Annotated in this window: 20 protein-coding genes; 11 read left to right on the top strand and 9 right to left on the bottom strand. The window is 59.3% G+C overall.

The window, feature by feature from the left end:
• Positions 1-50 precede the first annotated feature (50 nt).
• The 3 genes from brxC to DW892_RS08450 are packed head-to-tail and all read right to left on the bottom strand — an operon-like array spanning position 51 to position 5,116.
• The gene (gene brxC, locus DW892_RS08460) at positions 51-3,716 is read right to left on the bottom strand and encodes a BREX system P-loop protein BrxC (RefSeq protein ID WP_158567048.1); all 3,666 of its coding nucleotides are present in this window, start codon (positions 3,714-3,716) and stop codon (positions 51-53) included.
• Positions 3,717-3,771: 55 nt separating this feature from the next.
• Positions 3,772-4,464, bottom strand: coding sequence for a DUF1788 domain-containing protein (locus tag DW892_RS08455; protein ID WP_117766905.1), 693 nt, complete (start codon positions 4,462-4,464; stop codon positions 3,772-3,774).
• Between the two features lies 1 nt (position 4,465).
• Positions 4,466-5,116, bottom strand: a complete 651-nt coding sequence (locus DW892_RS08450) for a DUF1819 family protein (protein WP_117637787.1) — start codon at positions 5,114-5,116, stop codon at positions 4,466-4,468.
• 460 nt (positions 5,117-5,576) lie between these two features.
• On the opposite strand from DW892_RS08450, the gene serC reads away from it, so the two are divergent.
• Positions 5,577-6,701, top strand: a complete 1,125-nt coding sequence (gene serC, locus DW892_RS08445) for a 3-phosphoserine/phosphohydroxythreonine transaminase (RefSeq protein WP_117766903.1) — start codon at positions 5,577-5,579, stop codon at positions 6,699-6,701.
• 72 nt (positions 6,702-6,773) lie between these two features.
• Complete coding sequence (locus DW892_RS08440) at positions 6,774-7,937, top strand: phosphoglycerate dehydrogenase (RefSeq protein WP_117766901.1); 1,164 nt, start codon at positions 6,774-6,776, stop codon at positions 7,935-7,937.
• Positions 7,938-8,287: 350 nt separating this feature from the next.
• On the opposite strand, the gene DW892_RS08435 is transcribed toward DW892_RS08440, so the two are convergent.
• The gene (locus DW892_RS08435) at positions 8,288-9,094 is read right to left on the bottom strand and encodes a hypothetical protein (RefSeq protein ID WP_147349863.1); all 807 of its coding nucleotides are present in this window, start codon (positions 9,092-9,094) and stop codon (positions 8,288-8,290) included.
• Between the two features lie 397 nt (positions 9,095-9,491).
• Between DW892_RS08435 and DW892_RS08430 the strand changes: the two genes are divergently transcribed.
• Together DW892_RS08430 and DW892_RS08425 are read left to right on the top strand one after the other, a co-directional pair.
• Positions 9,492-10,712 carry a M20 family metallopeptidase gene (locus tag DW892_RS08430; RefSeq protein ID WP_117766899.1) on the top strand — a complete coding sequence of 407 codons (1,221 nt, stop codon included), beginning with the start codon at positions 9,492-9,494 and terminating at the stop codon, positions 10,710-10,712.
• 40 nt (positions 10,713-10,752) lie between these two features.
• Positions 10,753-11,442 (top strand): DUF1015 family protein, encoded by a 690-nt coding sequence (locus tag DW892_RS08425; protein WP_117766897.1) that lies wholly within the window; start codon positions 10,753-10,755, stop codon positions 11,440-11,442.
• A 131-nt stretch (positions 11,443-11,573) separates the two neighbouring features.
• Here the strand turns inward: DW892_RS08425 and DW892_RS08420 are convergent, their stop codons facing one another.
• The 3 genes from DW892_RS08420 to DW892_RS08410 form a co-directional block, all read right to left on the bottom strand.
• Positions 11,574-12,209 (bottom strand): histidine phosphatase family protein, encoded by a 636-nt coding sequence (locus DW892_RS08420; protein ID WP_117766895.1) that lies wholly within the window; start codon positions 12,207-12,209, stop codon positions 11,574-11,576.
• Positions 12,210-12,226: 17 nt separating this feature from the next.
• The gene (locus DW892_RS08415) at positions 12,227-12,769 is read right to left on the bottom strand and encodes a histidine phosphatase family protein (protein WP_117583773.1); all 543 of its coding nucleotides are present in this window, start codon (positions 12,767-12,769) and stop codon (positions 12,227-12,229) included.
• 82 nt (positions 12,770-12,851) lie between these two features.
• Positions 12,852-13,523, bottom strand: coding sequence for a nitroreductase family protein (locus tag DW892_RS08410; protein ID WP_117563980.1), 672 nt, complete (start codon positions 13,521-13,523; stop codon positions 12,852-12,854).
• A 233-nt stretch (positions 13,524-13,756) separates the two neighbouring features.
• On the opposite strand from DW892_RS08410, the gene DW892_RS08405 reads away from it, so the two are divergent.
• Together DW892_RS08405 and DW892_RS08400 are read left to right on the top strand one after the other, a co-directional pair.
• Positions 13,757-14,359 carry an HdeD family acid-resistance protein gene (locus tag DW892_RS08405; RefSeq protein ID WP_117583774.1) on the top strand — a complete coding sequence of 201 codons (603 nt, stop codon included), beginning with the start codon at positions 13,757-13,759 and terminating at the stop codon, positions 14,357-14,359.
• On the top strand, positions 14,360-14,842 hold the full coding sequence (locus DW892_RS08400; protein WP_055252057.1) for a DUF188 domain-containing protein: 483 nt from the start codon (positions 14,360-14,362) through the stop codon (positions 14,840-14,842).
• A gap of 164 nt (positions 14,843-15,006) precedes the next feature.
• Here DW892_RS08400 and DW892_RS08395 read toward each other — a convergent pair whose 3' ends face one another.
• Positions 15,007-16,095: a putative manganese transporter gene (locus DW892_RS08395; RefSeq protein ID WP_055252059.1), complete on the bottom strand. Its 1,089-nt coding sequence runs from the start codon at positions 16,093-16,095 to the stop codon at positions 15,007-15,009.
• Between the two features lie 171 nt (positions 16,096-16,266).
• Here DW892_RS08395 and DW892_RS08390 point away from each other — a divergent pair, with 171 nt between their 5' ends.
• The 5 genes from DW892_RS08390 (at position 16,267) to DW892_RS08370 (ending at position 22,088) form a co-directional block, all read left to right on the top strand.
• Positions 16,267-17,235 (top strand): 3'-5' exonuclease, encoded by a 969-nt coding sequence (locus tag DW892_RS08390; RefSeq protein WP_117766893.1) that lies wholly within the window; start codon positions 16,267-16,269, stop codon positions 17,233-17,235.
• A 639-nt stretch (positions 17,236-17,874) separates the two neighbouring features.
• Entirely contained in the window at positions 17,875-18,996 is a 1,122-nt protein-coding gene (locus tag DW892_RS08385; protein WP_118377124.1) for a hypothetical protein, read from the top strand.
• Positions 18,997-19,385: 389 nt separating this feature from the next.
• Positions 19,386-19,754, top strand: a complete 369-nt coding sequence (locus tag DW892_RS08380; RefSeq protein WP_117766889.1) for a helix-turn-helix transcriptional regulator — start codon at positions 19,386-19,388, stop codon at positions 19,752-19,754.
• A gap of 63 nt (positions 19,755-19,817) precedes the next feature.
• A complete protein-coding gene (locus tag DW892_RS08375) occupies positions 19,818-20,036 on the top strand; it encodes a cation transporter (RefSeq protein ID WP_089572082.1) in 219 nt (72 codons plus the stop codon).
• 99 nt (positions 20,037-20,135) lie between these two features.
• Positions 20,136-22,088, top strand: a complete 1,953-nt coding sequence (locus tag DW892_RS08370) for a heavy metal translocating P-type ATPase (protein ID WP_187365013.1) — start codon at positions 20,136-20,138, stop codon at positions 22,086-22,088.
• Between the two features lie 279 nt (positions 22,089-22,367).
• Here DW892_RS08370 and DW892_RS08365 read toward each other — a convergent pair whose 3' ends face one another.
• Positions 22,368-22,757 (bottom strand): metal-dependent transcriptional regulator, encoded by a 390-nt coding sequence (locus DW892_RS08365; protein WP_117766887.1) that lies wholly within the window; start codon positions 22,755-22,757, stop codon positions 22,368-22,370.
• Positions 22,758-22,981: the final 224 nt, after the last annotated feature.

Below are 22,981 nucleotides of genomic sequence, written 5' to 3'. Positions count from 1 at the left end.
TAAACGCCATAAGCCACCGGTGCGCGCTTTGGCACCGGTGGCTCCGCGGGTTAGTTGATACGGATCTCGTCGTTTGCAGCGAGCTCCTGCATAAGGCGAGAGCGCAGGTCGTCCACGTAGCGCTCCACGTCCCCTGCGGACAAGAGACGACTCGGCTTGGCCAGATCGGCGCGGCGCACGGTCTTGATCTTGCGCTGGGGCACGGGGGTGGGCGCGGGCACTGACGACTCAGCGCCCTTGTTAGTGATCTTCTTGACCACTTCACCCGTACTCGTGACCTCGGTGGCGCGGCGCTCGTTGTCCATGCGCATGCGGGCCGCATCCACAGCGTCGTACATCCCGTTGGTTGCCGCGCTAAGCCAGTTGCCCCAGTTAGTCGCGGCAACGCTCAGCTCGTTGAGGCTTTGAGCACTGTGGGCACGGTTTTTGAACGACTCATATTTGGTGCCGGCGTCTGCTATGGCATCCTTTGCTTGCTTGACAAAGCCCTTTTGGCTCTCGGCCTGTGTCTGAAGGTCTTGGAGATCGCTCTCGATGCGACGCAAAAACTCATTGCGGCGGATGCCCAACAGCTTTTTCATGTCGTCCTCGACGGGATCCATAAGCGGCTGCAGGTCTTTAATGCGACCGTAGGGCTTGGGATCCCTGAGGATCTCACGCACCTTAGCTACATTGTCCACCGCGCCGGGAATGTCATCGGAGGCATACTCGATACCCTCGGTGCGGTTCAAGAAATCCTTGGCGTGATCAAACGCCGTGCGCTGGTTGGAATCGAAGAACTCAGTTACCCTGTCAAAGTCTTCCTTGGCATCGAGCAAGCGGTCTTCGTGCTTGGTGAACGTGGTCAAGAACGCCTCGGCCTCATTCTGGTCCTTAAGGACGTCGGCCACCTCCGAGCGCATCTTCTCGCACTCGTCCTCACCGGGATACGGGTAGGCTGGCTTGATGCCCGTGTAGTAGTCGCGTGCTATGACGAGGCACGCCTCACGCAAGTCCTCGAGACGTTCTTTGAGCTCAGCCACGAGTTTATCCTCGTTGGAGGGCACGGTCTTGAGATCAAACAGGTCACACATGAGCTCGCCCGTGGCCTGCAGCAACCGGTCGCTCATGCGCATACGCAAGCGCACCTGGGCCTTATCGGCATCCTTGCGCAGGAGTGCCACCATGCGGCTGTCGTTAGCTTGAACCGTCCGACCGCCAAACAGCACCTGCGCGCGCTGCTCCACCACAAGCTGCGCCACCACATTTGCGATGTCGACCTCGCGCCAGCCAAAGGGCCTTTGCTGGTACTGGCGCTGGATATCGCCCATAGCGGTATCCAGGTGGCGCTGATGCTGCACTTTGAGGAAGTCCTCGACCTCCTTGAGCGCACGCGTGTTACCCGCGTCCATGCTGGCAAGCCCCGCTTGAACGTTGCCCGCCAGAGTGGAGCGGATATCGGAATCGCTCGTGACCGGCGCGCCGATGTAGTCGGCCTTTTCAAAGACCGCATCGCACAGTTGCGCCAGCACCTGTTCAAAGACCTGGGCGGGTTTGGCCGCGCGGACCTCAACCGTGCGGCCGTTGACCGCGCAACGTGCATGGAGCACGGCCTCGCTCAAAAGGGCATCGGCCTCTTTCTCGTTATGGGCTGCCTCGCGCATCTTGGACTCGACGATCTGGCGCGTACTCGGTTTAAGCTCCTGGAGATTTCGCGTCTTGGCGTACTTGCGGATCTTGGCGGCGTTGACGAGCGTCTCCCAATAATCCGCCTCGTCGCTCAAGGCCACGATGGCCTTGCCCGAAGAAGCCAAGGCCAGCTCAGTATCGTCCGCACGGCCCAGGTCGCTCGCCATAGTCGCCACGTAAAGCTCCATGCCGCCCATGCTGCCACCGTGGATTGAGCCGTCCACATAGCGGTCAAACGGGAAGTCGTTGGCCCCGCGGTTGAGCTTGCGCGCGGTATAGATGCTGTCGAACAGGCGCTTTTTGATAGACTCGATCACCTGCGCGTTATCGATCGGGGTGCGTGCGATCTCCTGTGCTATCTCCTGCTCCTCGTCGGTGAGGAAGCTATAGGTATCGCCCTGGCGCGCCACGTAGTTCTCGCGCTCCAGGCGGGTAAGGGACTCCTTGACGCGGTCCTTAAGGGCGCGTTTGTCCACGTCGAGGCCGTCAATCATGAAGATGGAGATGTTCTCGACCGTGGCCTTGACGTAGCCGATGTAACGAATCAGGTACAGGAGCTTGAGCACCTGAACATCGTAGGGTTCAAGGCCCTTTGCGTCCTCGGCCGCGCGGGTCGCTCGGTCGACCACCTGGTTGATGCCGTGCTCAAGGTCTTTGGAGATAGTGTCGAAGAAGCGCCAGAACGGCACGAGCGCGCCAGTCTGCTCATGCTGGATGGCCTGGGCACTCTCCTGGAACGCGCTCAGCATGGAACGCTCGCCCGTGGACATGTGCTTGGCCTTGACACCGTGCTTGCGCACCTCGGTCATCACATCGGGCAGGAGCTTAAACTGGTAGCCCACAAACGGGTAGCTGGCCACAAAATCCTTGGAGTTGGCGTAGCCGGCAAGGTCGGAGCGCGAGCCGCCCTCAAAGGTAAAATTGTTTTTGAGCACGGCCGCGTCTTGCTCGTAGACCTGTGCAAGCATATCGGCCGCCGGCGCGGTCTTCTCGAGCACACGGCGCTGGATGACCTCGTCCACGCTGGAGCTGGAGAGCGAAAGGCGGGTGTCGAAACGACCTAAAATCTTGGAGAACTTGCCCGTATCAATCCCGCCCGGGAGACCGAGATTGTAAATGTCCTCTTGACTCGAAACCATTACCCAAACGCGACCGCCGCAAACCGATCCCAGCTCCTCGACCACCGTCTGAAGACTTAGCAAGCGATCCGAGCCGTTGTCGTTAGCAATAAACTGTCCAACCTCATCAACCATGAAAACAAGGCGAAAATCGCCACCATTGGCGGCTGCTTGAGCATCAACGTATTCTTTAACCTTTTGGGCGAACTCATCGGGTTGAAGAAGCTCGTCATCAGGGCTAGTAATCCAAGCTTTGATTTCATCGTCGCTCATGCCCAAAGTATCTTTAAGAAGCCCGCGAAAAGCTTTGTTATACCTGTAGGTTTTACGATTATCGACCCATGATTTGCCCGTTAAACGCTCGAATTCATCGCGAAACTCTTGAGTCTTGCCAATTTCGTCAATGTACTCCTCAAGCTGAGCGAGCTTAGGTTTAATGCCGTAAAAACCTCGGGCCTCGTAAAACACACGCTCAAATCCATAAAGAACAGCAACGGATGACTTATCACCCTTCCATGAGCCCGCTTTGCTGTCGATATTAAAGAGAAGAGTCTGCGTAGGAATGGAACAGGCGCGCTCCATTGAAGCAAACACCATGGGATCGGCAATCTTGCCGTCAAAATAGGAGATAGCGCACTTGCCATCAACGTTGAGGTTCCCAAGCAAATAGCTCGCAATTTTAAGGAAATGCGATTTACCGGATCCGTAGAAACCGCTGACCCACACGCCCATCTTATTGGTCGGTGAATCTAAAGAAGCGCTATAAGCATTGAAAAGAGTAGCAAAATGCCCCTGCAGCTCACGTGTCACCACGTACTCGCTAAGCTCTTGCCTGATTGACTCGTCTTTCTTATCGTCAACGACAACAACCCCGTTAATGGAACGGTTGATATCTTTCGAAAAGAGATTACGGACAATTGTTTTATCCATTTTAAGCTCCTTAAATTTGGAGAACGACAGCCAACAACGCAGGGTCGAGGTCGACTTATGAGATATCGATCGCGCGGTAATAGTTCTCTGCTGCAAGCCTGTTAAACAAGGTGACAGACGAGCCATTAAAGCTACCGGGATAAGCCGCGATAACCGGCACATCATGGAAGTCAGACTGCATAGAATCAAACAGGTTGTGAACTCGCAAAAAGGGATAGACTTCGCCAACCCCTACAAGCAAAATCACATCGCCCGGCTCGTGAGGTTGAGTCAAATCCAAAATCAGGTCGGAGACAGCATCCGGCTGGCAATAATCCACCACATCATCGAACACAGCTTCTGATCCAAAATCACCTTCTTGCTCTTGCATAGGCTCAAGGACATCAAGATCTTTAAGGATCGCCAGCACGGCGTCGTAGAGGTTTACGACCTTGAGCGTGCACGGGAGCTTGCCGGCCTCGGCATCGCGTGAAAGGGTGTCAAACAACGCGCGCGCCTCAAACTCCAGCGCAGGGTCGTAGCAGAAGGTATGGAAGCCGATCTCGTTACCTATGCCCTTGTTGGCCAAAAAGTCCTCGCTGCACAGGCACTCACGCAGGAGCTGCGCGCGGCGCTCAAATTCTTGGCGGGCGCGCTCGGAGCGGGCATGCGCCGCCACGACGCTCTGGCGGGAATGGATGCCGATATTGGTGGTGATGTCCGTCGCCGGGGTGATTGCGGGGTCGACGGCGCTGTTGGCGGGAACCACGCTACATCACCTCCCTACCGGTAAGGGCCGCGATAAGCGGCTGCTCACCCAGCTGAACCAAGGCTCGCTCGACATCGGAATCGAGGAAGAGTGGTGACAGGCGCTCAGACTCCGGGCCCATACCCTCGCCGATAAGGCCGGCATGGCGGAGCGTCTGGCGAATCGAGCCCTTAATGCGCTTGACCGTGGCCTCGGTCCAGCGGGCCGCGTCCGGATACTCCGTGGTAAAGCGCGTCATAAAGGCGTTGAGGTCAGCCGCCGTGAAGGCATAGTCGAAGTTTTGCAGGCGCTCCCCCACCTCGACGAGCACGAACTCGCGCACGATATCGTAGCGGCAGATCATGCTGTAAAAGATGGCCTGGTCCGCCTGCGTGGGAGTACCGGATGCCATGAGGCCGGTTAGGGATAACGCAGCCTCGACGGCGGTTTTGGGGTCGATGCCGCGCGCGGCGCATGCGGCGTCCGTGGGCACCATGGCGTCGAGGCGGCGAAGGCACACGGTTGCGCGGTTGGCGACCATGCGCTCCGTGGGATATTGAAAGAGGTTTTCGCTCTTTACGCGTACAATGACCTGCTCGTCGCTTACGCCCTGCGTACGCAGGCCAGCGACGATGCGCATCTCATGCGGGAGGAATTGCTCGCGGGTGAGCACCCCCCCCCCGAACGCTTTTTGCGGTTACATCCACAGTGCACGCTCCAAGGGTGTCAGAGGCTGTCACGAATGCGCCGCGGCCCGGCAGGCAGGCGCGGCGCACATGACAATAATCATACCTGTTGGTAAAAAAGTTACCACGCCCAGAGTGTCAAATGTTGAGCAACAATATTAAATCCGGTTAACGGTTATTTTCGCAGCTCAGAAGCTTTGACGAGGTTGCCCCAAATCACACTTGCCAGACAACCGCGCTTGTGAATCTGTCCCCGCCCTCCGCTACACTCAACATAGAATGAAGGCCGAGGCGGATCGTATGTGAGCCTCGAGGCAACCCTCCCCCATGTAACCATCCTGTAAATCATAGCGGCGCACTCGAGTTTTACCGTGATGCGGTCGCACCCGGCGCTGCACTGTGCTAAAGTATCCCGAACGTTCAAACGACTACGAGGGGAACTAGAAGATGGCACGTGTGCACAACTTCTCAGCTGGCCCGGCCGCACTGCCTACAAGCGTGCTCGCCGAGATCGCCGACGAGATGATGGACTACCGCAGTTGCGGCATGTCCGTGCTCGAGATGAGCCATCGATCTAGCATGTACCAGCAGATCATCGACGACGCCGAGGCAACCCTGCGCCGCCTGCTGAGCATCCCCGATAACTACCGTGTTCTGTTTTTGCAGGGCGGCGCCACGCTGCAGTTTGCGGGCATCCCGATGAACCTCATGCGCCGCGGCCGCGCCGGCTACGTCGTGACCGGCAACTTCGCCAACAAGGCGTACAAGGAAGCCGCCAAGTACGGCGAGGCCGTGCTGCTCGCGAGCTCCGAGGACGCCAATTTCGACCGCATTCCCGCCATGGCCGACATCAACGCGCGCATTGCCGCCGAGGCCGCGGGCGGCGGGCTCGACTACGTCTACATCTGCCAGAACAACACCATCTTTGGCACCATGTACCACGAGCTGCCTAACTTCGGCGACGTACCGCTGGTCGCCGATGTCTCGAGCTGCTTTTTGTCGCAGCCGCTCGACGTCGAGCGCTACGGACTCATCTACGCCGGCGCTCAGAAAAACGCCGGCGCCGCGGGCGTCACCGTGGTTATCGTGCGCGACGACCTGATCACCGACGGTCCAGCCTTTGCGCAGACGCCGCAGTACATGGACCTTAAGACCCAGGCCGCCAAGGGCTCCATGCTCAACACGCCCAACACCTTTGGTATCTACGTGTGCGGCAAGGTGTTCCGTTGGGTTGAGCAGACCGGTGGACTTGCCGCCATGGCCGAACGCAACTGGGCCAAGGCCAACCTGCTCTATAACCTGCTCGAGCACAGCGTGCTGTTCCACGGCACCGCACAGACAGACAGTCGCTCCATCGCCAACGTCACGTTCCGTACCGGCGATGCCGACCTCGACGCCGCCTTTGTCGCAGGCGCGGCCGAGCACCAGATTCAAAACGTCAAGGGCCATCGCCTGGTGGGCGGCATGCGCGCCAGCGTCTACAACGCCGTAACCATGGAAGACGTGCGGGCACTGGCCTCGTACATGAAAGACTTCGAAGCGCAGCATAGTTTGAGCCCGCGATCTAACTAGCCCGCAGCACGCGGGCCGACCAGCCATCTCAAACCACCCTGTTTAGATCAAAACCTGCTAAGGAGTTTTTCCATGCGTAAGATTAAGACCATCGACGACATCACCAAAGACGGCAAAGTCGAGTTTGGCGAGGGCTACGAGTTTGTGGGCACCGCCGAGGAGGCCGACGCCATCCTGATGCGCTCCACCGACCTGCACGGCTACGAGCTGCCCGAGGGCATCCGCGCCATCGCCCGCTGCGGTGCCGGCGTCAACAACATCCCCGTCGAGGAGTACGCCAAGAAGGGCGTCGTCGTCTTTAACTCCCCCGGTGCCAACAGCAACGCCGTCAAGGAGCTCGTCCTGGGCATGCTGGTGCTTTCGAGCCGCGGCGTCGTGCAGTCGATGAACTGGGTGCGCAACAACGCCGACGACCCCGAGATCCAAGTCGACGCCGAGAAGGCCAAGAAGGCCTTTGTGGGTCGCGAGCTCAAGGGCAAGCGCATTGGCGTCATCGGCCTGGGCAACGTGGGCTCCAAGGTCGCCAACGCCTGTGTCGATCTGGGCATGGACGTCTACGGCTACGACCCGTTCATTTCCGTCGAGCACGCGTGGGTGCTGAGCCGCGAGGTGCAGCGCGTGGGCACGCTCGAGGATCTGTGCCGCGGCTGCGACTACCTCACCGTGCACGTGCCCAGCAAGGCCGATACCATCGGCATGATCAGCACCGAGCAGATCGACCTGCTGGCGCCCGACGCCGTCCTCATCAACTACGCGCGCGAAACCATCATTGACGAGGACGCCGTCGACGCTGCCCTGCGCGAGGGCAAGCTCAGCTGGTTTAGCTGCGACTTTGCCACGCCCAAGACCGTCAAGATGCCCAACACGTTTATCACCACGCATTCGGGCGCCGGCACCGGCGAGGCCGAGGCCAACTGCGCCGACATGGCCATCAGCGAGCTCAAAGATTACCTGGAAAACGGCAACATCGCGCACAGCGTCAACTACCCCGCCTGCAGCATGGGCAAGGCGCGCGCCGCAAGCCGCATTGCTTGCCTGCATGCCAACGTGCCCAACATGATCGGCCAGATCACGGCCATTCTCGCCAAGGACAACGCCAACGTGCAGCGCATGATCAACGAGTCCGCTGGCGAGAACGCCTACACCATGTTCGACACCGATGAGCACCTGGACGGCAGCACGATCGAGGCGCTCAAGCAGATTCCGTCGATGTATCGCGTGCGCGTGATTAAATAGCGCCGGTGCCAAGCCTGCCAGACAGACCACGACGCCCATTCGCCCCCCCCCGTTTTCACGAAACGGGGGGGCGATTTTGTTGCTCCGGACGACTTTAAAATGATACCCAGAACAAGTTTTTTCAGATAATCGATAGTGAGGCTCCAGTCGCTAAGCACACCCGCTTTGATAAACAGCTTTATCAGGGACTTTAGTAGGTAAAAATCGGTCTCTATGTGCCGAATGTAAGTTGACTGTCCATTTTCCGAAACAACTTATTCTAGGTAGCATTTTTAAGGCCCGTCCAAGGCAAAATATAAGTATTATGCGACCAAAACTCTAGTCCGCGCGACCATTTTCCGCCCGCGCGGCTACATTCCCGCCCAATCGATAAAAATCTCCTCACGAAGCCGCCGTTCGAGCTCCTGCTGTCGCGGCGTCTTGTCTTTCAGCGGCACATCGAGATAGGACATGATGAGCTCCATCACCACGCGGAAGGCATCGAAGTCGGCCAGCTGACCATAGGTCATCAGAACGACGGGATATCCCATGGCTTGCAAGGCCGTCGTTCGATCGGAGTCCGAGATCTTGGATTCAATGGATCCGTGAATGGCTTTACCTTGGCATTCAACCAGACACTCTCGACTGCCGTCCTTATTTGCCAGCAGGATATCGGCATAGCGCCTATCAAGCCCCGAAATCAGGCGGGCGCTGCGCGTCATACGAATCTCAACGTTATTGGTAAGGCTCAGCCCTTCGCCGCCGCGCAACCTCGTAAGGCCAAACAGCATCGAAGCCTGGACCTCGAGCGGCGATGCTGCCACCCCCGTAATGCATTTCGCGGCTCGTATGAACGTTTTAGCGCCGCGGAGCCCCCGGACCTTATCGACGAACTCTGTAAGCTCAGAGAGCTCGATCAAGGGAGGTCGTTTCCACAAGTCCGTTGGATTCCCCGAGACATCCTTTACGTTTTCCCAGCCCGACCGTGCGTCACTCCATCGGCTCCCATATGCCTGCTCAAGTGCCGACTTTACCTGAGGCGCAATCTTGCACACGGCAAAGGTGCCGCACATCTCATACATGCACATGATTAGACGCTCGTTTGAGACCGAGGAAGCCAGAGTCAGCAGGGTAAAGAGTGGGGACGCAACATCGAGGCCAAACTCCGTCTGCCGCACAGAATCAAACGGCCTCTCCCCGTTCCAAACATGCCTGACAATGCGATCGCCCTTACGTCCGCAGCTGCCCTGCGCCAACACGTGTAACGGGGTGCCCAGGAAATGCGTGACGAGCGGATGCTCACATAGGTGCTCCCTGCGCGGATCGTCCGCAGAATCGGGCAGGTCCGGCATTATTGCCAAGACCTGTGGAGGTATCCGGTGATACCGAAAGGCAGATATGTCGCACAGCATGTCGTCCATGAAGGGTACGTACCCGCTGCGTCGCTTGTGAACCCGCTCGGACGGCAAACGCGCTGGCTCGGCCTGCGAACGGTAAATACTGCCACGCCCACGTCGCGGATCTCTCAGGAGGCTTACAATCGGTTTGGAAAGCAAACTGATTGTGAGGTTGCATATGGTTGATGAGGACTTTGCCTGGCGGCTTGCGCAGGAGCTTGTGCGGATCAACAGCTCAGACCCGGGCGCGTATGAGGATGAAATTGAGCGGTATATCAAAGCGCTGGTTGAGGCTCAGCTGGAGCGGTTGAGTCATCCGGTGCTTCATGCCGTGCAGGTTGAGGAACTCGAGGTGCTGCCCGGGCGCCGCAACCTTAAAGTCACCGTGCCGGGCCAAAGCGACGAGCCGCGGCTGATCTATATCTGCCACATGGATACCGTCACCTTGGGCGATGGCTGGGACGCAGACATCGCACCGCTTGGGGCGGTTGTGCGCGACGATAAACTCTATGGCCGCGGTGCCTGCGATATGAAGGGTGGCCTGGCCTGCGCCATTGCCGCACTGGTCCATACGCTCGAGCGCGTGGCGGCGGATGGCGCGCTGCCACGCCGCGGCTTTTCGCTCATCTGCTCGGTCGACGAGGAAGACTTCATGCGCGGCTCAGAGGCCGCGATCGATGCTGGCTGGGTCGGCTCGCGCGAATGGGTGCTGGACACCGAACCCACCGACGGACAGATCCAGGTGGCGCACAAGGGGCGTACGTGGTTCGAGATCGAGATGGCCGGCGTCACGGCTCATGCAAGCCAGCCTTGGAAGGGCGCCGTCGCCGTCGCCGCCATAGCCGAGGTCGTGCGTTCGCTTCGTCGCGCGTTTGCGGCGCTGCCCGCGCACGATGAGCTGGGGCCTTCGACCATCACGTTTGGCCAAATCGAGGGCGGATATCGCCCCTATGTCGTGCCCGACCGCGCCAAAGTCTGGGTCGACATGCGCCTGACCCCGCCGACCGATACGGCCGCCGCAATCAATATGGTCGAGCATGCCATCGCCGTCGCCGAAGCCACCGTTCCCGGTTGCCATGGCAGCTACACCGTGACGGGCGACCGCCCCGCCATCGAGCGCGATCCGGTCTCTCCCCTTCTAGCTGCACTCAAGTGCGCAGCAGACGATGTAACGGGCACGGACACGACCGTCGGCTTCTTTACCGGCTACACCGACACTGCCGTCATTGCCGGCAAGACGGGTAACCGTAACTGCATGAGCTATGGCCCAGGCTCGCTCGCGCTCGCCCACAAGCCCAACGAATATGTGCCCCACGCCGACATCGTTCGTTGTCAGCAGGTGCTAATCGCGCTCGCCGATAACGTGCTCTGGGACGCGAGCGGCCAAGTTGGGGCATAATAAGCCGCGAACAAACCGACTCGTGCGTTAGGACCTCCCCATGAAAGCACTTCCGTTTCCCTGCATCCGCCCGGCTCAGGACCGCGTGCTCGAGGCACTACCTGCAATGGGCAGCATCCTGAGCGGCAACGATGCTCTGCGCGGAGCCATTGCCGATGGTCTGATGCTCAAGGACCCGGGTGCGGCGTATTACGTGTACGAATGCTCGGGCGAGCCGGGACGTGCGACGGGCGTCGTGGCGATTTGCCCGGTTAACGTGCTGACGGGCGGCGACGAGACTGCCGCCGAGAGCATCGACGCACTCGCCACCGCGCGCGCGATCGCCGAGCTCAAGGTGCAGCCGCGCCCCGTGTCGCTCGCCTACGAGGCGTCGCCCGTCATGGATATCATTTTGAGCGCTGCCAAAGAGGGCGCATCGCTCTACGCCGTCACCGATCCCGCGGGCGTCACACATCGCGTGTGGGAGGTCAAGCGCGAGGACGCCGTTGCCGCCATCCGTGCCATGCTCGATCAGGCGCCCGACCCGGTGTTCGCCGGTGACTCCGCCTATGTCGCCGCACTGGCTGGGGCATCGCAGATTCTGGCCGACGAGGCCCGCGCTGCCGGCGCCTACTCTGGCAAAGAGCCGTTCAACTTTGCTGTAGCCGTGCTGTTCCCCGCCGCGCAGGTCAGCGGCAGCGCGCCGCAGGTTCCGACGGGTCTGCTCACTCACCAGGTCTCACGGTTCTAGCGAACTCAAACGCTAAGCTGGAAAACCCAGCATCCAAACAAACAAGGGGCGGGGAGGGAAAGCCCCCGCATGCATCCCCGCCCCTTTCGCATCAAACAATTTCGCCGGCAAACCGCGCCGCAACGTCAGCGCTACCCGCGCTGCGGGCCTACTGCCGCTACAAGCGGTTCAAGCCCCAGCTCGCGCGCGTAATCCTCCTGCGTAAAGACTTCGACCAACTCAAACGTGTCGGATTCGTCGCCAAACGCAAAGTGCAGCACCGAGCAGTTGCCCGGCACGCGATCGCGCTCGTCGGCCGCCGCACCCTTCACGTGATCCATAAACTCCTTGATAGCCGAGCCATGGCTTACCGCGAGCACACACGTATGGTCCGGACGCTGCATGAGTTCGGTCAGCGTCGTCACCATGCGCTCGCGCACCTGGATCTGGCCCTCGCCGCCAAATTGACGATAGAAATCGCGCCACGGGCGCTCGGGCATAAGCATCACGCGCTCGGCCTCAAAGTCGCCAAAGAACCACTCACGCAGGCCGTCCAGGCGCTCGTACGCCAAGCCCGGCCACAAGTTGGCGATAGTCTGCTCGGTGCGATGAAGCGTGGAGGTGTAGGCATGATCGGGCTCAATGCCGCGCGCACGTAAAAACATGCCGGCGCGCGCCGCCTGGTCGCAACCCAACTGCGTAAGCGGCGAGTCACTCCACCCCTGAATGATACGCTTAAGGTTGAATATCGTCTGTCCATGACGGACCAGATACAGATCTTTATTCATAGGGGTCCTTTCGTTCGTTACCAACCCAAGAGCGAAAACGCCCCGTCGCAATAGCCAAAATGAAGCACGGCACCGTTGTCGGGTAGCTCTCCCCCGCCAGTCACATACTCAAGAAACTCCTGGCAGGCTGAGCCGTGGGAAACCGCCAGCACGCAGTTGTGCTGCGGCCGGGCCATAATACGGGACAGCGCCGCGACCATGCGCGACTGAAGCTGCACTTCCGACTCGCCGCCAAAGGCCACCGGATAATCGCCCCAGGGCTGCGGAGGCATCTCGCGATTTGATGTGCCCTCCAGCGAGCCAAAATGCCACTCACGCAGGTCATCGACCAGCTCAATGGAACGGCCCTCGCCAACGATAAGCTCGGCCGTATGCCGCGCCCGGCCCAACGGCGAGGAATACACATGATCAAAGGCCACGCCACGCGCCGCAAACGCCGTACGCGCCGTCAGCGCCTGCTCGCGCCCGCGCGCCGTAAGCGGCGAATCGTGCCAGCCCTGCAAAATGCTCTGCACATTGAGCTCAGTCTGCCCATGCCGCACCAAATACAGATCTGCCACACGCTCTCCCCTCGTACCACCACAAAGGGGACAGGCACCTTTGTGGTGGTTTACCGTCTGATCACGCCGCGGTGACGCTCAGCTACACCAGCACGTCGGCGAGCGGGCGCTTGGGTACGTGGTGCACCTGCGCATCGTCACGCCAGTAATTAATTGAGCCGTCGGGGTTGGAATCGATCGCATCGATCATCTGCGTCTCGGCCGGCACGCCAAAAGCCATGATCAGCTTGAGCTCATACTTGTCGTTATCGAGCCCCATAGCATCGATCGCGTGGGGCGTAAAGGCCTTGAACATGCAGGCTGCCACCTCGGGCGTGGCGCTGCGAGCGGCGAGCATCATCGTCTGCGCGGCAATGCCCGTGTCGACCTCGGTGATGGGCGCGGCGGGCTTACCCGGAACAGCGCGCTCGGCAAGAATCGCGATGTAGCCGGTCGGACGCTCGCCCTCGGCAGGACCCGACCAATCCTTAAGCGCGCCGGCCCATGCAAGCTCATCAAATACACGCGCGCAATCCTCGGCACCGCTCACCACATGAAAACGCAGACGCTGAGCATTGGCGCCGCAGGGAGCCAGGTGCGCCAGTTCCGCCAGCTCGAGCAAAAACTCGCGCGGCACGCGCATGGACTCGTCAAAACGGCGGCACGTACGGGCGCGGCGGACCAGCGCGTCAAACGTGTCCAGGCCAAGCTTTTCGCAACCCTGCTTTGCCATCGACTCGGCGCTTACCGGCGCCGCGGGAACAGCTTCGTTCATAAGACCCCCAATAAAAGCCAATTGTTCTTAAGAAAATCTAACCTAAAACGTAGGCAATTACACACAGCGGCGCAATGTTCCACACCTGTTGAATATTCCGCATCCAAACGGGAACAAAGGTAACAATTCGGGAAGATGAGGCTCCCATTCGCCCTTCCCGCCCCACGCGACGGCGCCCTTGGGCGATACTGGTTGCAAGAGCTACGGCTTACGCCGCACGGAAAGGAGACATCATGGGCATCTTTAAGAACGATGACAAGCAATCGAGCGCGTTTGGATTTGACGAGAAAAGCATGGCAGGCAAGGCCGTCAAGGCCGTGCGCTGGATTTACGCCATCACGGGCGTCTTGGCGCTCGTCGCCGGCATCGCACTGCTGTTTGCGCCCGCCAAATCCCTCGTCTTCCTGACGACCGTCTTGGGCATCTACTTTGTGATCACGGCCGCGATCAGGCTGTTTACCGCTGTTTTCGAGCCGCTGCTGCCCACCGGCTGGCGCGTTACGAGCATCATCTCCAACCTGCTCATCATTCTGGGCGGCGTCATAATCCTGCGCAACCAGGCCTTCTCGACCGCGACGCTCACCACGCTCGTGGTGGTCGTCGCCGGCTTTGGCTGGATCGTCGAGGGCGTCATGTCGATTCTGGAATCCGAGCTTTCCGCCAACCGCGCCCTCGCCATCCTGAGCGGCGCGCTCTCCATCATCGCGGGCATGTTCGTGTTTATCTATCCGCTGTGGTCGGCCAAGATGCTCGTCATCTTTAGCGGTGCCGCGCTGCTGGTGTTTGGCGTGACGCTCATTGTTCGCGCCATTCAGTTTGGCAAACTGGTGCGCTAGATGCCACGAACGCTCTTTATTGATGCAGACGCCTGCCCGGTCACGCGCGAGTCGATTGACTGCGCGCGGCGGGCGGGCGTCGCCGTTGTTATCGCCGGCAACAGCACGCAAAACCTGGAACGGCACATTCGCCGCGACGACCCGCGCGATGCCGAGCACGCGCGACGCGGCTTTTGGGTCACGACGCTCGACGTGAGCGTGGGCGCCGACAGCGCCGACTTTGCCATTGTCGAACGCCTGCAGGCGGGCGACGTGGTCGTGACGCAGGACATTGGCTTGGCGAGCATGGTGCTCGGGCGCGATGCCGCCGCTATCGGTGTGCGCGGGCGCGTCTACGACAAAGCAACCATCGACATGCAGCTGTTTATTCGCCACGAGGAAAAGAAGGTACGCCGCGCCGGCGGACGCACTCGCGGTCCGGCAGCATTTACCAGCGAAGACCGCGCCCGCTTTAAACGCAACCTCACCGAGTTGCTGCACTAACCAAGGTAGATTTTTGAGACATGCCTAAAATCTACCTTTTTGTTTTGAGCGGTGTGAGCGCTCGGAATCCATTGCTCAACAAAAAACGGGCTTCAAAATGCCATGCGTCGCCGCATTGCGCAGGCGCTGAGCATGGCTATTTGAAGCCCATTTTTTAGGCCTACTTAGAGGCCAACGGCGGAGAGGATGAGGCCCCAGCCAGCGCCGATGACGTACATCATGATCAGGAACACGGCATTTTCGCGGGCGCTGCGGTTGGTGCGGAACAGCACCAGATAACCCACGCCGGCGGAAATGAGCGTGCCGGCGAGCATCGGCGCCAGTTGCAGCGCGCCTTCCAGATACAGCTGTGTAATGACCACGCTCGCCGAGCAATTGGGAATCAGCCCGACAAGCGCCGAACCCAGGACAGCGAGTGTCTCGTTGCCGCGCAGGAACTGCTCGATCGCGGACTCGCCGAACGTCTCGAGCACGGCGACCAGAATCAGCGTCACCAGAAAAATGAATACCGAGACCTGCACGGTGTGCGAGATCGCACTGCGGATGATCGACAGGACAGGCGTCCCTTCGTGGGAGTGAGAGTGACCGTGACCGTCATGGTGTTCATGTTCGCCCTCATGACCGTGATCGTGGCCATGTCCGTGTTCGTGCTCGTCCTCGTCTTCATCACAACCGCAATGGTCGCGCTCGCACAGCTCGTGGATGTGGTCGGCGCTCACGCCTGCCTCGGCCACCTCGTCGATGATGTCACCGCCGCTGTGGTCGTCGTGCGCGCAGTTCACGTGGGCCGGGTTGGCCGCGGTTCCCAGCACGGTACGGCGAATCGCCGCGTGCGCGCGGGCGTTACGGCGCAGGCCGCGAATGGCAGCGTCCACGATAAAACCCGTGACCAGTGCGATCAGCGCTTTCGAAGCCAAAAGCATCGCCATAGTCTGCACGGGAACCTGCTCGGCAAGCAACAGCGGCAGCATCTCATCGGAGGTCGAAAGGAACACCGCCACCAACGTGCCCAAGGTCACGACACGGCCGGCGTACAGCGTTGCTGCCATGGCCGAAAATCCGCACTGCGGCACCATGCCCAGCAGCGAGCCAACCACGGGACCCGCAGCGCCGGCGCGCTTGATAGCGCCGTTGACGCGGTCGCCCGCAACGTGCTCAAGTGTCTCGAGAGCAAGATACGTCACCAACAAAAACGGCACCAGCGACAGCGTGTCCTTGCCGGCGTCGAGCAGAATATCAATCAGTAAATCCATGACGGATGGAACCTTTCGTGTCTTTCGGCAGCATTGTAAAAGTCCTAGCGGTCAACTAGGGTATTGTAGTTGTCCCGGGCGCGGTGCCAATAGTTGCCTATGGTAAACTATCATCTCGCCATAACTCAGTAACCTCGAGCCGCACAACGCGGCCCGTCCAAGGAGTAGCATATGAACGTATCGCAAGCACTCGAATACGAGCGCCAGCCGTTTATCCCCATGTTTATCTACGGCGACCACGGCGCCATGGAGTCCGAGCGCCAGAAGGGCGAGGAGGCCCTCAAGGTGCTCGAGACCGAGTACTTTACCGCCGAGGGCGACCCCGGCTTCGACTTTGCCACCGTGCGCGACCTGGCCGACCGCAACCGCGACCTGTGCGACCAGATTGGCGAGGCGCGTCTGCGCAACGTGACGCCCGCGACGCTCTCGCGCGGCCTGTCCGATGCCGACACCTGCGCCGCCATCGGCAAGATGCAAAAGCGCACCGCCGCGTCCGTTATGCGCGAAATCCGCGGCGACCGCGACGCGCTCGGCGTGGCCTACGCCCGCAAGCCCATCCAGGGCACCGTGCTCGGTATCGACATCGAGACCACCGGCCGTGCACCCGAGCGCGGCTATATCATCAACGTGGGCTGGGAGATCATGGAGCTCACCAGCGACGCCGTCCCGCATGACGCCGAGGCACACTACTGCGGCCTGCCCGACATCTACCGCGGCGAAGATGTGCCGCTGTCGAATATCCACCACATTACCTGGGACGACATCGACGGCAAAACGCCCTTCCGCGAGAACAAGGAGCTGCAAAAGCAGCTGCTCAAGCTTATGAAGAAGTACCCGTACATGGCGCATAACGCCGCCTTTGAGGACAGCTGGTTCAAGATTCACCTGGACGGTTACGCCGAGGCACGCCGCGCGGGTAAGATCATCGTCATCGACTCGCGCCAGATCTGCCGCAGCCTGGACGCCGACGTGCGCTCGCTCCCCCGCGAGTCCGCCCCCGCCGCGCTCGAGAACTGGGCACGCCGTCGCGGCACCCTCGCGCCCGACGCCAACGAGCAGCATCTGGGTCTGGACGACACCGACCTCATGCTCCGCACGGTACAGGCCGAGTTCAACCTCAAGAACCTGTTTGCGAAATAACCGATCCATCTGCGGGAGCGCCTGCCAGGCACAGTGCAATCCGTCTGGACGCACCGGCACGCAGTAAACTAGGGCGCAGTCTTATGGCTGCACCCTAGTTTTAATCAAAACGAGCAAATACGCATGCTTCACATAGTCGGCAGATTGGCCCACCTACTTTTTTCGAGTTGTTCGGCCAGCTGAACCACTAGTCGAGGCCCCTTGAACCGCAATCGAGCGCTATAGTCGCCCCAATTTCGCAACCAAGCCCTATAAATCTACCTGAATCAATTCGAATAAGACGTTGCGATCACACCATTCGTATAGGATAAGGCCGAATAACTCAAATTATGTTGGTGAGGCATCTGAGCGGTCGGCAAAAACGCTTAGAAGCTACGAATCCGCAACTAAAGTTCACCAAAATGGGGCAGCCGACAGAAACCTCCCCAGCCGAAGCTGCCCCCCTCAATACGACAGCTCAAAAACCCACCGTTCGCAGAAGATAAGCCGCGCCCCAATACCGTTGCCCGAAGTTTCGAGCGTATATGGCGTCCGCTATGCCATCATGCGCGTATGGGAATCGTTCTGTCACATACCACGGCACGCGCTGTATACCAAACAGTCAACTCGCTCGCAAGCCACGCGACCGATCCCATATCTATGGAAAAGATCAAGGTGTCTGCGCCGACCACGTCCAACCTGGAAGCGGCGCGAGCATGGCTCAACAGAAAGAATGTCGATTCTGAAAGCATCCATGTGCTGACGTTTTCCAATAATGCCAAAAGGCACCGCAAGGGCTGCATCTGCCACTGCACGCGCTATACGTTTGATGCAGAAAGCTACCTAGAACTCGAGCCGAACGTCTACATCGTCGACATCAAGCTGTGCGCGTTAGAAGCAGCAGCCGACCTCAACCTTTCGGAGCTCGTTGAGTATTACTTTGAAATCTGCGGCTCCTACGCGCTTGGAACGTCCGACGAAACTCAATATCGCGAGCGCCCAGCCCTAACCAGCGTTGAAGAGCTCAGAGCCTTCTTTTCAGAGGCATCGGGGTATCGTGGATCTAATAAAGCACTTAAGGCACTTTCTTATGTACGCGAAGGCTGTCGCTCCCCACTCGAAACGGCGTTTGTCATGATGCTGACAATGCCCAAGTCAATGGGTGGCTTAGCCATACGCGCTATCAAAACGGACTATCCGATCCCAGTCCCCAAAAGATACGCCGCCCTAACGCGACGGACGGTTTTCTACCTCGACGCGCTGCTCGAAAATTCGATGACCGATATCGAATACAACGGCTTTTACCACGACGAGCCCGAACAGCAATCAATTGACGAGGAACGCCGAAACACGCTGCGAAACATGGGATATGCCGTTATCACAGTTAGTCGTCATTCGTTTTTCAAGCAGTCCGCTTTTAGGCGGGTCATGGAAGCGATTCGCATTCGCGAGAAGATATGGCCCGGTCGACTCCCGGATAACTTCGCCATCCTGCAAGAAACTCTTCGTCAATTTGTCTTGCGGCGCTACTTCGAATACGGTCGCCGCGTCCTGGAGACACTCAAAGAAGAAGAGGCCGCCAAGCGCGAAATTGCAAGCCAATATCCGCAAGCTGATGACCCGAGCATCAACGATGTGCCAGAACCCGACGACATGCAACACGTCGGGGCCCTTGCTGAGGAAATCAATGGGCCTTGGGAATGCGACATGTTCGCAAAAATCGATGGAAACCGCACGGAAGACGACACGATTATTGATCTAATTGAGAATTCGCTCTTCTAAAGGCGATCTCTGCGGATGTCCACCTACATTTTTCGACTTATTCGGCCACCGATGTGCCAGATTGGCTGCAGCAATGCTCAATATAACTTTAGATAAAACTGATTCTGCAGGAACTCCCGTAGAGGAAGAACTGATTCTCGCTGTATTTAACACGATAAAGTACAAATATGAACAGTCCTAAAGCTTCTCAAGGTGGCTTTCTTAGCATGCTGGCCGAACATCTCGAAATATGTTGGCGAGCATTGCGTCGATGTCTCCCAACCCGCAGAAAATCGCAGGGGCGGCAAGCAGTCATCGAAGTTAACGTAAATTGTATTGACATATGAACATGCGCTCATATAATCGGAAGTAATTTATATGAGCGCATGTTCATATGAAAGGATGTTGCAATGACCGCACCTGTCGATGAAACAAAGGTCGACGTCGAGACCAGCATCGAGCCCGCAATCCCCACCACCTGCTCGCCCGAGGACCTTCCCGACGAAGAGCTTCTCTACGACCTCGCCGACCTGTTCAAGGTCTTCAGCGACACCACGCGCATCAAGATTCTCTATGCCCTCATGGGCCGCGAGCTCTGCGTGGCAGACATCGCCGAGGCGACCGCAACCTCGCAGTCGGCAGTATCGCACCAGCTGCGTACGCTTAAGCAGTCGCACCTGGTCAAGTTCCGCCGCGACGGCCGCAACATCCTCTACTCCCTTGCCGACGATCACGTCTACACCATGCTCAACCAGGGCATGAGCCATATCTGCGAGTAGCAACCAACCACGGTATCAACGCGACCTGCACCCAAGCCGCAAAAACAGGGAAAGGAACCCACTATGAAAAAGCAGTTTAAGCTCGACGAGATCGATTGCGCCAACTGCGCGCGCGAGCTTCAGGACGAACTTGCCAAGCTCGAGGGCGTCAAGTCCGTTTCGGTCAACTTTATGACCCAGAAGCTGACGCTCGAGGCCGACGATGCCAAGTTCGACGAGGTCCTGGACCGCGTCGTTGAGTTCACCGCCGACGCCGAGCCGGACTGCGAGATCATTCTCTAACCCGCGCATACGTTGACCTGCGAGGCCGCGCTTGCCGCGGCCTTTGCTCGCGAAATTATATGAGCAAGTGTTCATACACTCAAATGGGAGGTTTGAATCATGGCGGCCGCCGATTCCAAAAAGAAAAAGAAGAAGCGCAAGAAGAAAGAGTCCCTTGAGCACAAGCGCAACCGCATCCTGGTAGCACTGGGCATTTTTGCCGTTGTTTATGCCCTCGACGAGCTCGGCGCCCTCGCTATCGCATTTGGGGAGCCCGGCAACATCTACGCCAGCTTTGTGCTGTTCCTCGTGCCGTTTTTGATTGCCGGCTACGACGTACTGCAAAAGGCATTCAATAACATCCGCCGCGGCAAGGCCTTCGACGAGAGCTTCCTCATGGCCGTCGCGACCATCGGCGCGTTTGCCATGGTGCTCTTCCCCGACACCGACCCGCACATGGCCGAAGGCGCCGCTGTCATGCTGTTCTACCAGGTCGGCGAGTTGTTCCAGGCATACGCCGTGGGCAAGAGCCGCAAGTCGATCAGTGCCATGATGGACATCGCGCCCGACTACGCTAACGTCGAGCAAGCCGACGGCACACTCGAACAGGCCTTTCCCGATGACATCGCCGTCGGCACCGTGATCGTGGTCAAGCCCGGCGAGCGCGTGCCTATCGACGGCGTCATCGTCGAGGGCGAAACCCAGCTCGACACCGCCGCACTCACGGGCGAGTCGGTCCCCCGCCCGGCCAAGACCGGCGACGATATCATCAGCGGTTGCATCAACATGACGGGCCTCATCCACGTGCGCACCACCAAGCCCTTTGGCGAGTCAACCGTCGCGCGTGTTCTGGAGCTCGTGGAGAATGCCAGCGAAAAGAAGGCGCGCACCGAGAACTTCATCACGCGCTTTGCCCGCGTCTACACCCCCGCCGTCACTGGCGCTGCCGCGGTGCTCGCGCTTGGCGGCGGCCTGGTGACTGGCGCTTGGTCCGATTGGATCCTGCGCGGCCTGACCTTCCTGGTCGTCAGCTGCCCGTGCGCCCTCGTGATCAGCGTACCGTTGAGTTTCTTTGGCGGCATCGGCGGCGCGTCCAAGCTGGGCGTTCTCATCAAGGGTTCCAACTACCTCGAGACGCTCGCCGATGTGGACACCGTCGTCTTTGACAAGACGGGCACCCTCACCAACGGCACGTTCTCGGTGGTCGCGGTGCACCCCGAGGCTGGCTATACCGAGCAGTCGCTGCTCGAAGTCGCGGCCCTTGCGGAGTCGTTCTCCGACCATCCCATCGCGCAGTCGGTGCGCGCCGCCTTCCAGGGCGAACTCGACCCCAAGCGCGTTAGCGACTCCGCCAACGACGCGGGCCACGGCGTGACGGCAACCATCGACGGTAAGCACGTCGCCGTTGGCAATGCAAAGATGCTCGCCGCGGCCGGAGCAAAAGCGCCCAATTGCGAGGTCACCGGAACGATTCTGCATGTGCTCGTTGACGGCGTGTACGCCGGTCACATCGTGATTGCAGACACCGTTAAGGCCGATGCCGGGCAGACTGTCCGCGACCTGCACGCCGCCGGTATCAACCGCACCGTCATGCTCACGGGCGACCGCGAGGAGGTTGCGGCGTCTGTAGCCAAGCAACTCGGTCTCGACGAGTTCCACGCGCAGCTCCTGCCGGGCGACAAGGTCGAACGTGTTGAAGCGCTGCTCGCGGCCGAAAGCGGCAAGGGAAAGCTCGCCTTTGTCGGCGACGGTATCAACGACGCACCCGTGCTCACCCGCGCAGACGTTGGCATTGCCATGGGCGCCATGGGCTCCGACGCCGCGATCGAGGCCGCCGACGTGGTGCTGATGGACGACAAGCCGTCCAACATTTCCCGCGCGATCCGCGTGGCGCGCAAGACCATGTCGATTGTTTGGCAGAACATAATCTTTGCGCTGGGCATTAAGCTGCTGATCCTTGTGCTGGCAGCGCTGGGTATCGCCAATATGTGGCTTGCCGTCTTTGGCGACGTAGGCGTGGCGATCATCGCCATCCTGAACGCCATGCGCGCGATGGGTGTCAAGAACCTGTAGCACTCGTGGTCCCTCCGGCCGGGGTCGGGCTTGGTTTTGAAAACGTCCTCGCGCATGAGGCCCGTCTTTCCTGCTCCTGCGGAGCAACGGAAAGGCGGGCCTCGCGCTGCGGATTGTTTTCAAAACCAAGCCCGACCCCGGCCTGCAGTGACGTAGCTGGCAGTTCTTGGGCATCGCTTGCTGGCGGTGTTTCTTTGCTGAAATGGACTTGGCCGAAAAGGCCGCTGGTCCCGGTCGCTGGTTCGCGCCTTGCGCGAACTCCGCGCTACTGAGGATCTGTTAGGATTCCGAAGTTGAATCCGTCGCCTCGCCCCGGCCCAACATCGACCTCAACTTCTCGAAGCTCTCCTCGCTCAGGCAGTGCTCCATGTGGCAGCCCTCTTGCGACGCGACCTCGGGCGTTACGCCTGCGTCCTCTAGCAGCCCTACAAAAAAGCAGTGGCGCTCCCACATTTGACGGGCAACCTCAAGACCGCGTTCCGTCAGATGCACGTCGCGTTTGCCCATCTCCACGTAGCCGGTGCTCTCCAAGGCCGCCATGGCTTTAGAGACGCTTGCTTTGGTTACGCCCAAGTATTCGGCAACGTCGATCGAGCGCACGATGCCCTGACGTTCCGATAGAACGTAGATCGATTCGAGATAGTCTTCTCCGGATTCACGCAGGGCCATGGGCCGCCTTTCGCGATGGCTTCTAGTTAGCCTTTGGATACTTTTGCTTGATTTACTTTACCGCAAAAGTTTCCCATGTCTTACTACTTTGCCTAAAAGTTAGCCGTGTTTCACAAAACATGCGGGACGAAAACAAAATGGGGACGCCCCGCAAGGAGTGTCCCCAGCTGCCGGCAGAGACGATATGAGCAGGACATAAAAACATTGAGAGCCCCTGCTGCATG

It is taken from the genome of Collinsella sp. AM40-7AC, assembly GCF_003468125.1.
Lineage (GTDB): Bacteria > Actinomycetota > Coriobacteriia > Coriobacteriales > Coriobacteriaceae > Collinsella > Collinsella aerofaciens_O.
Note: the sequence above shows the minus strand (reverse complement) of the source record. Positions and strands in the feature narration are given on the sequence as shown.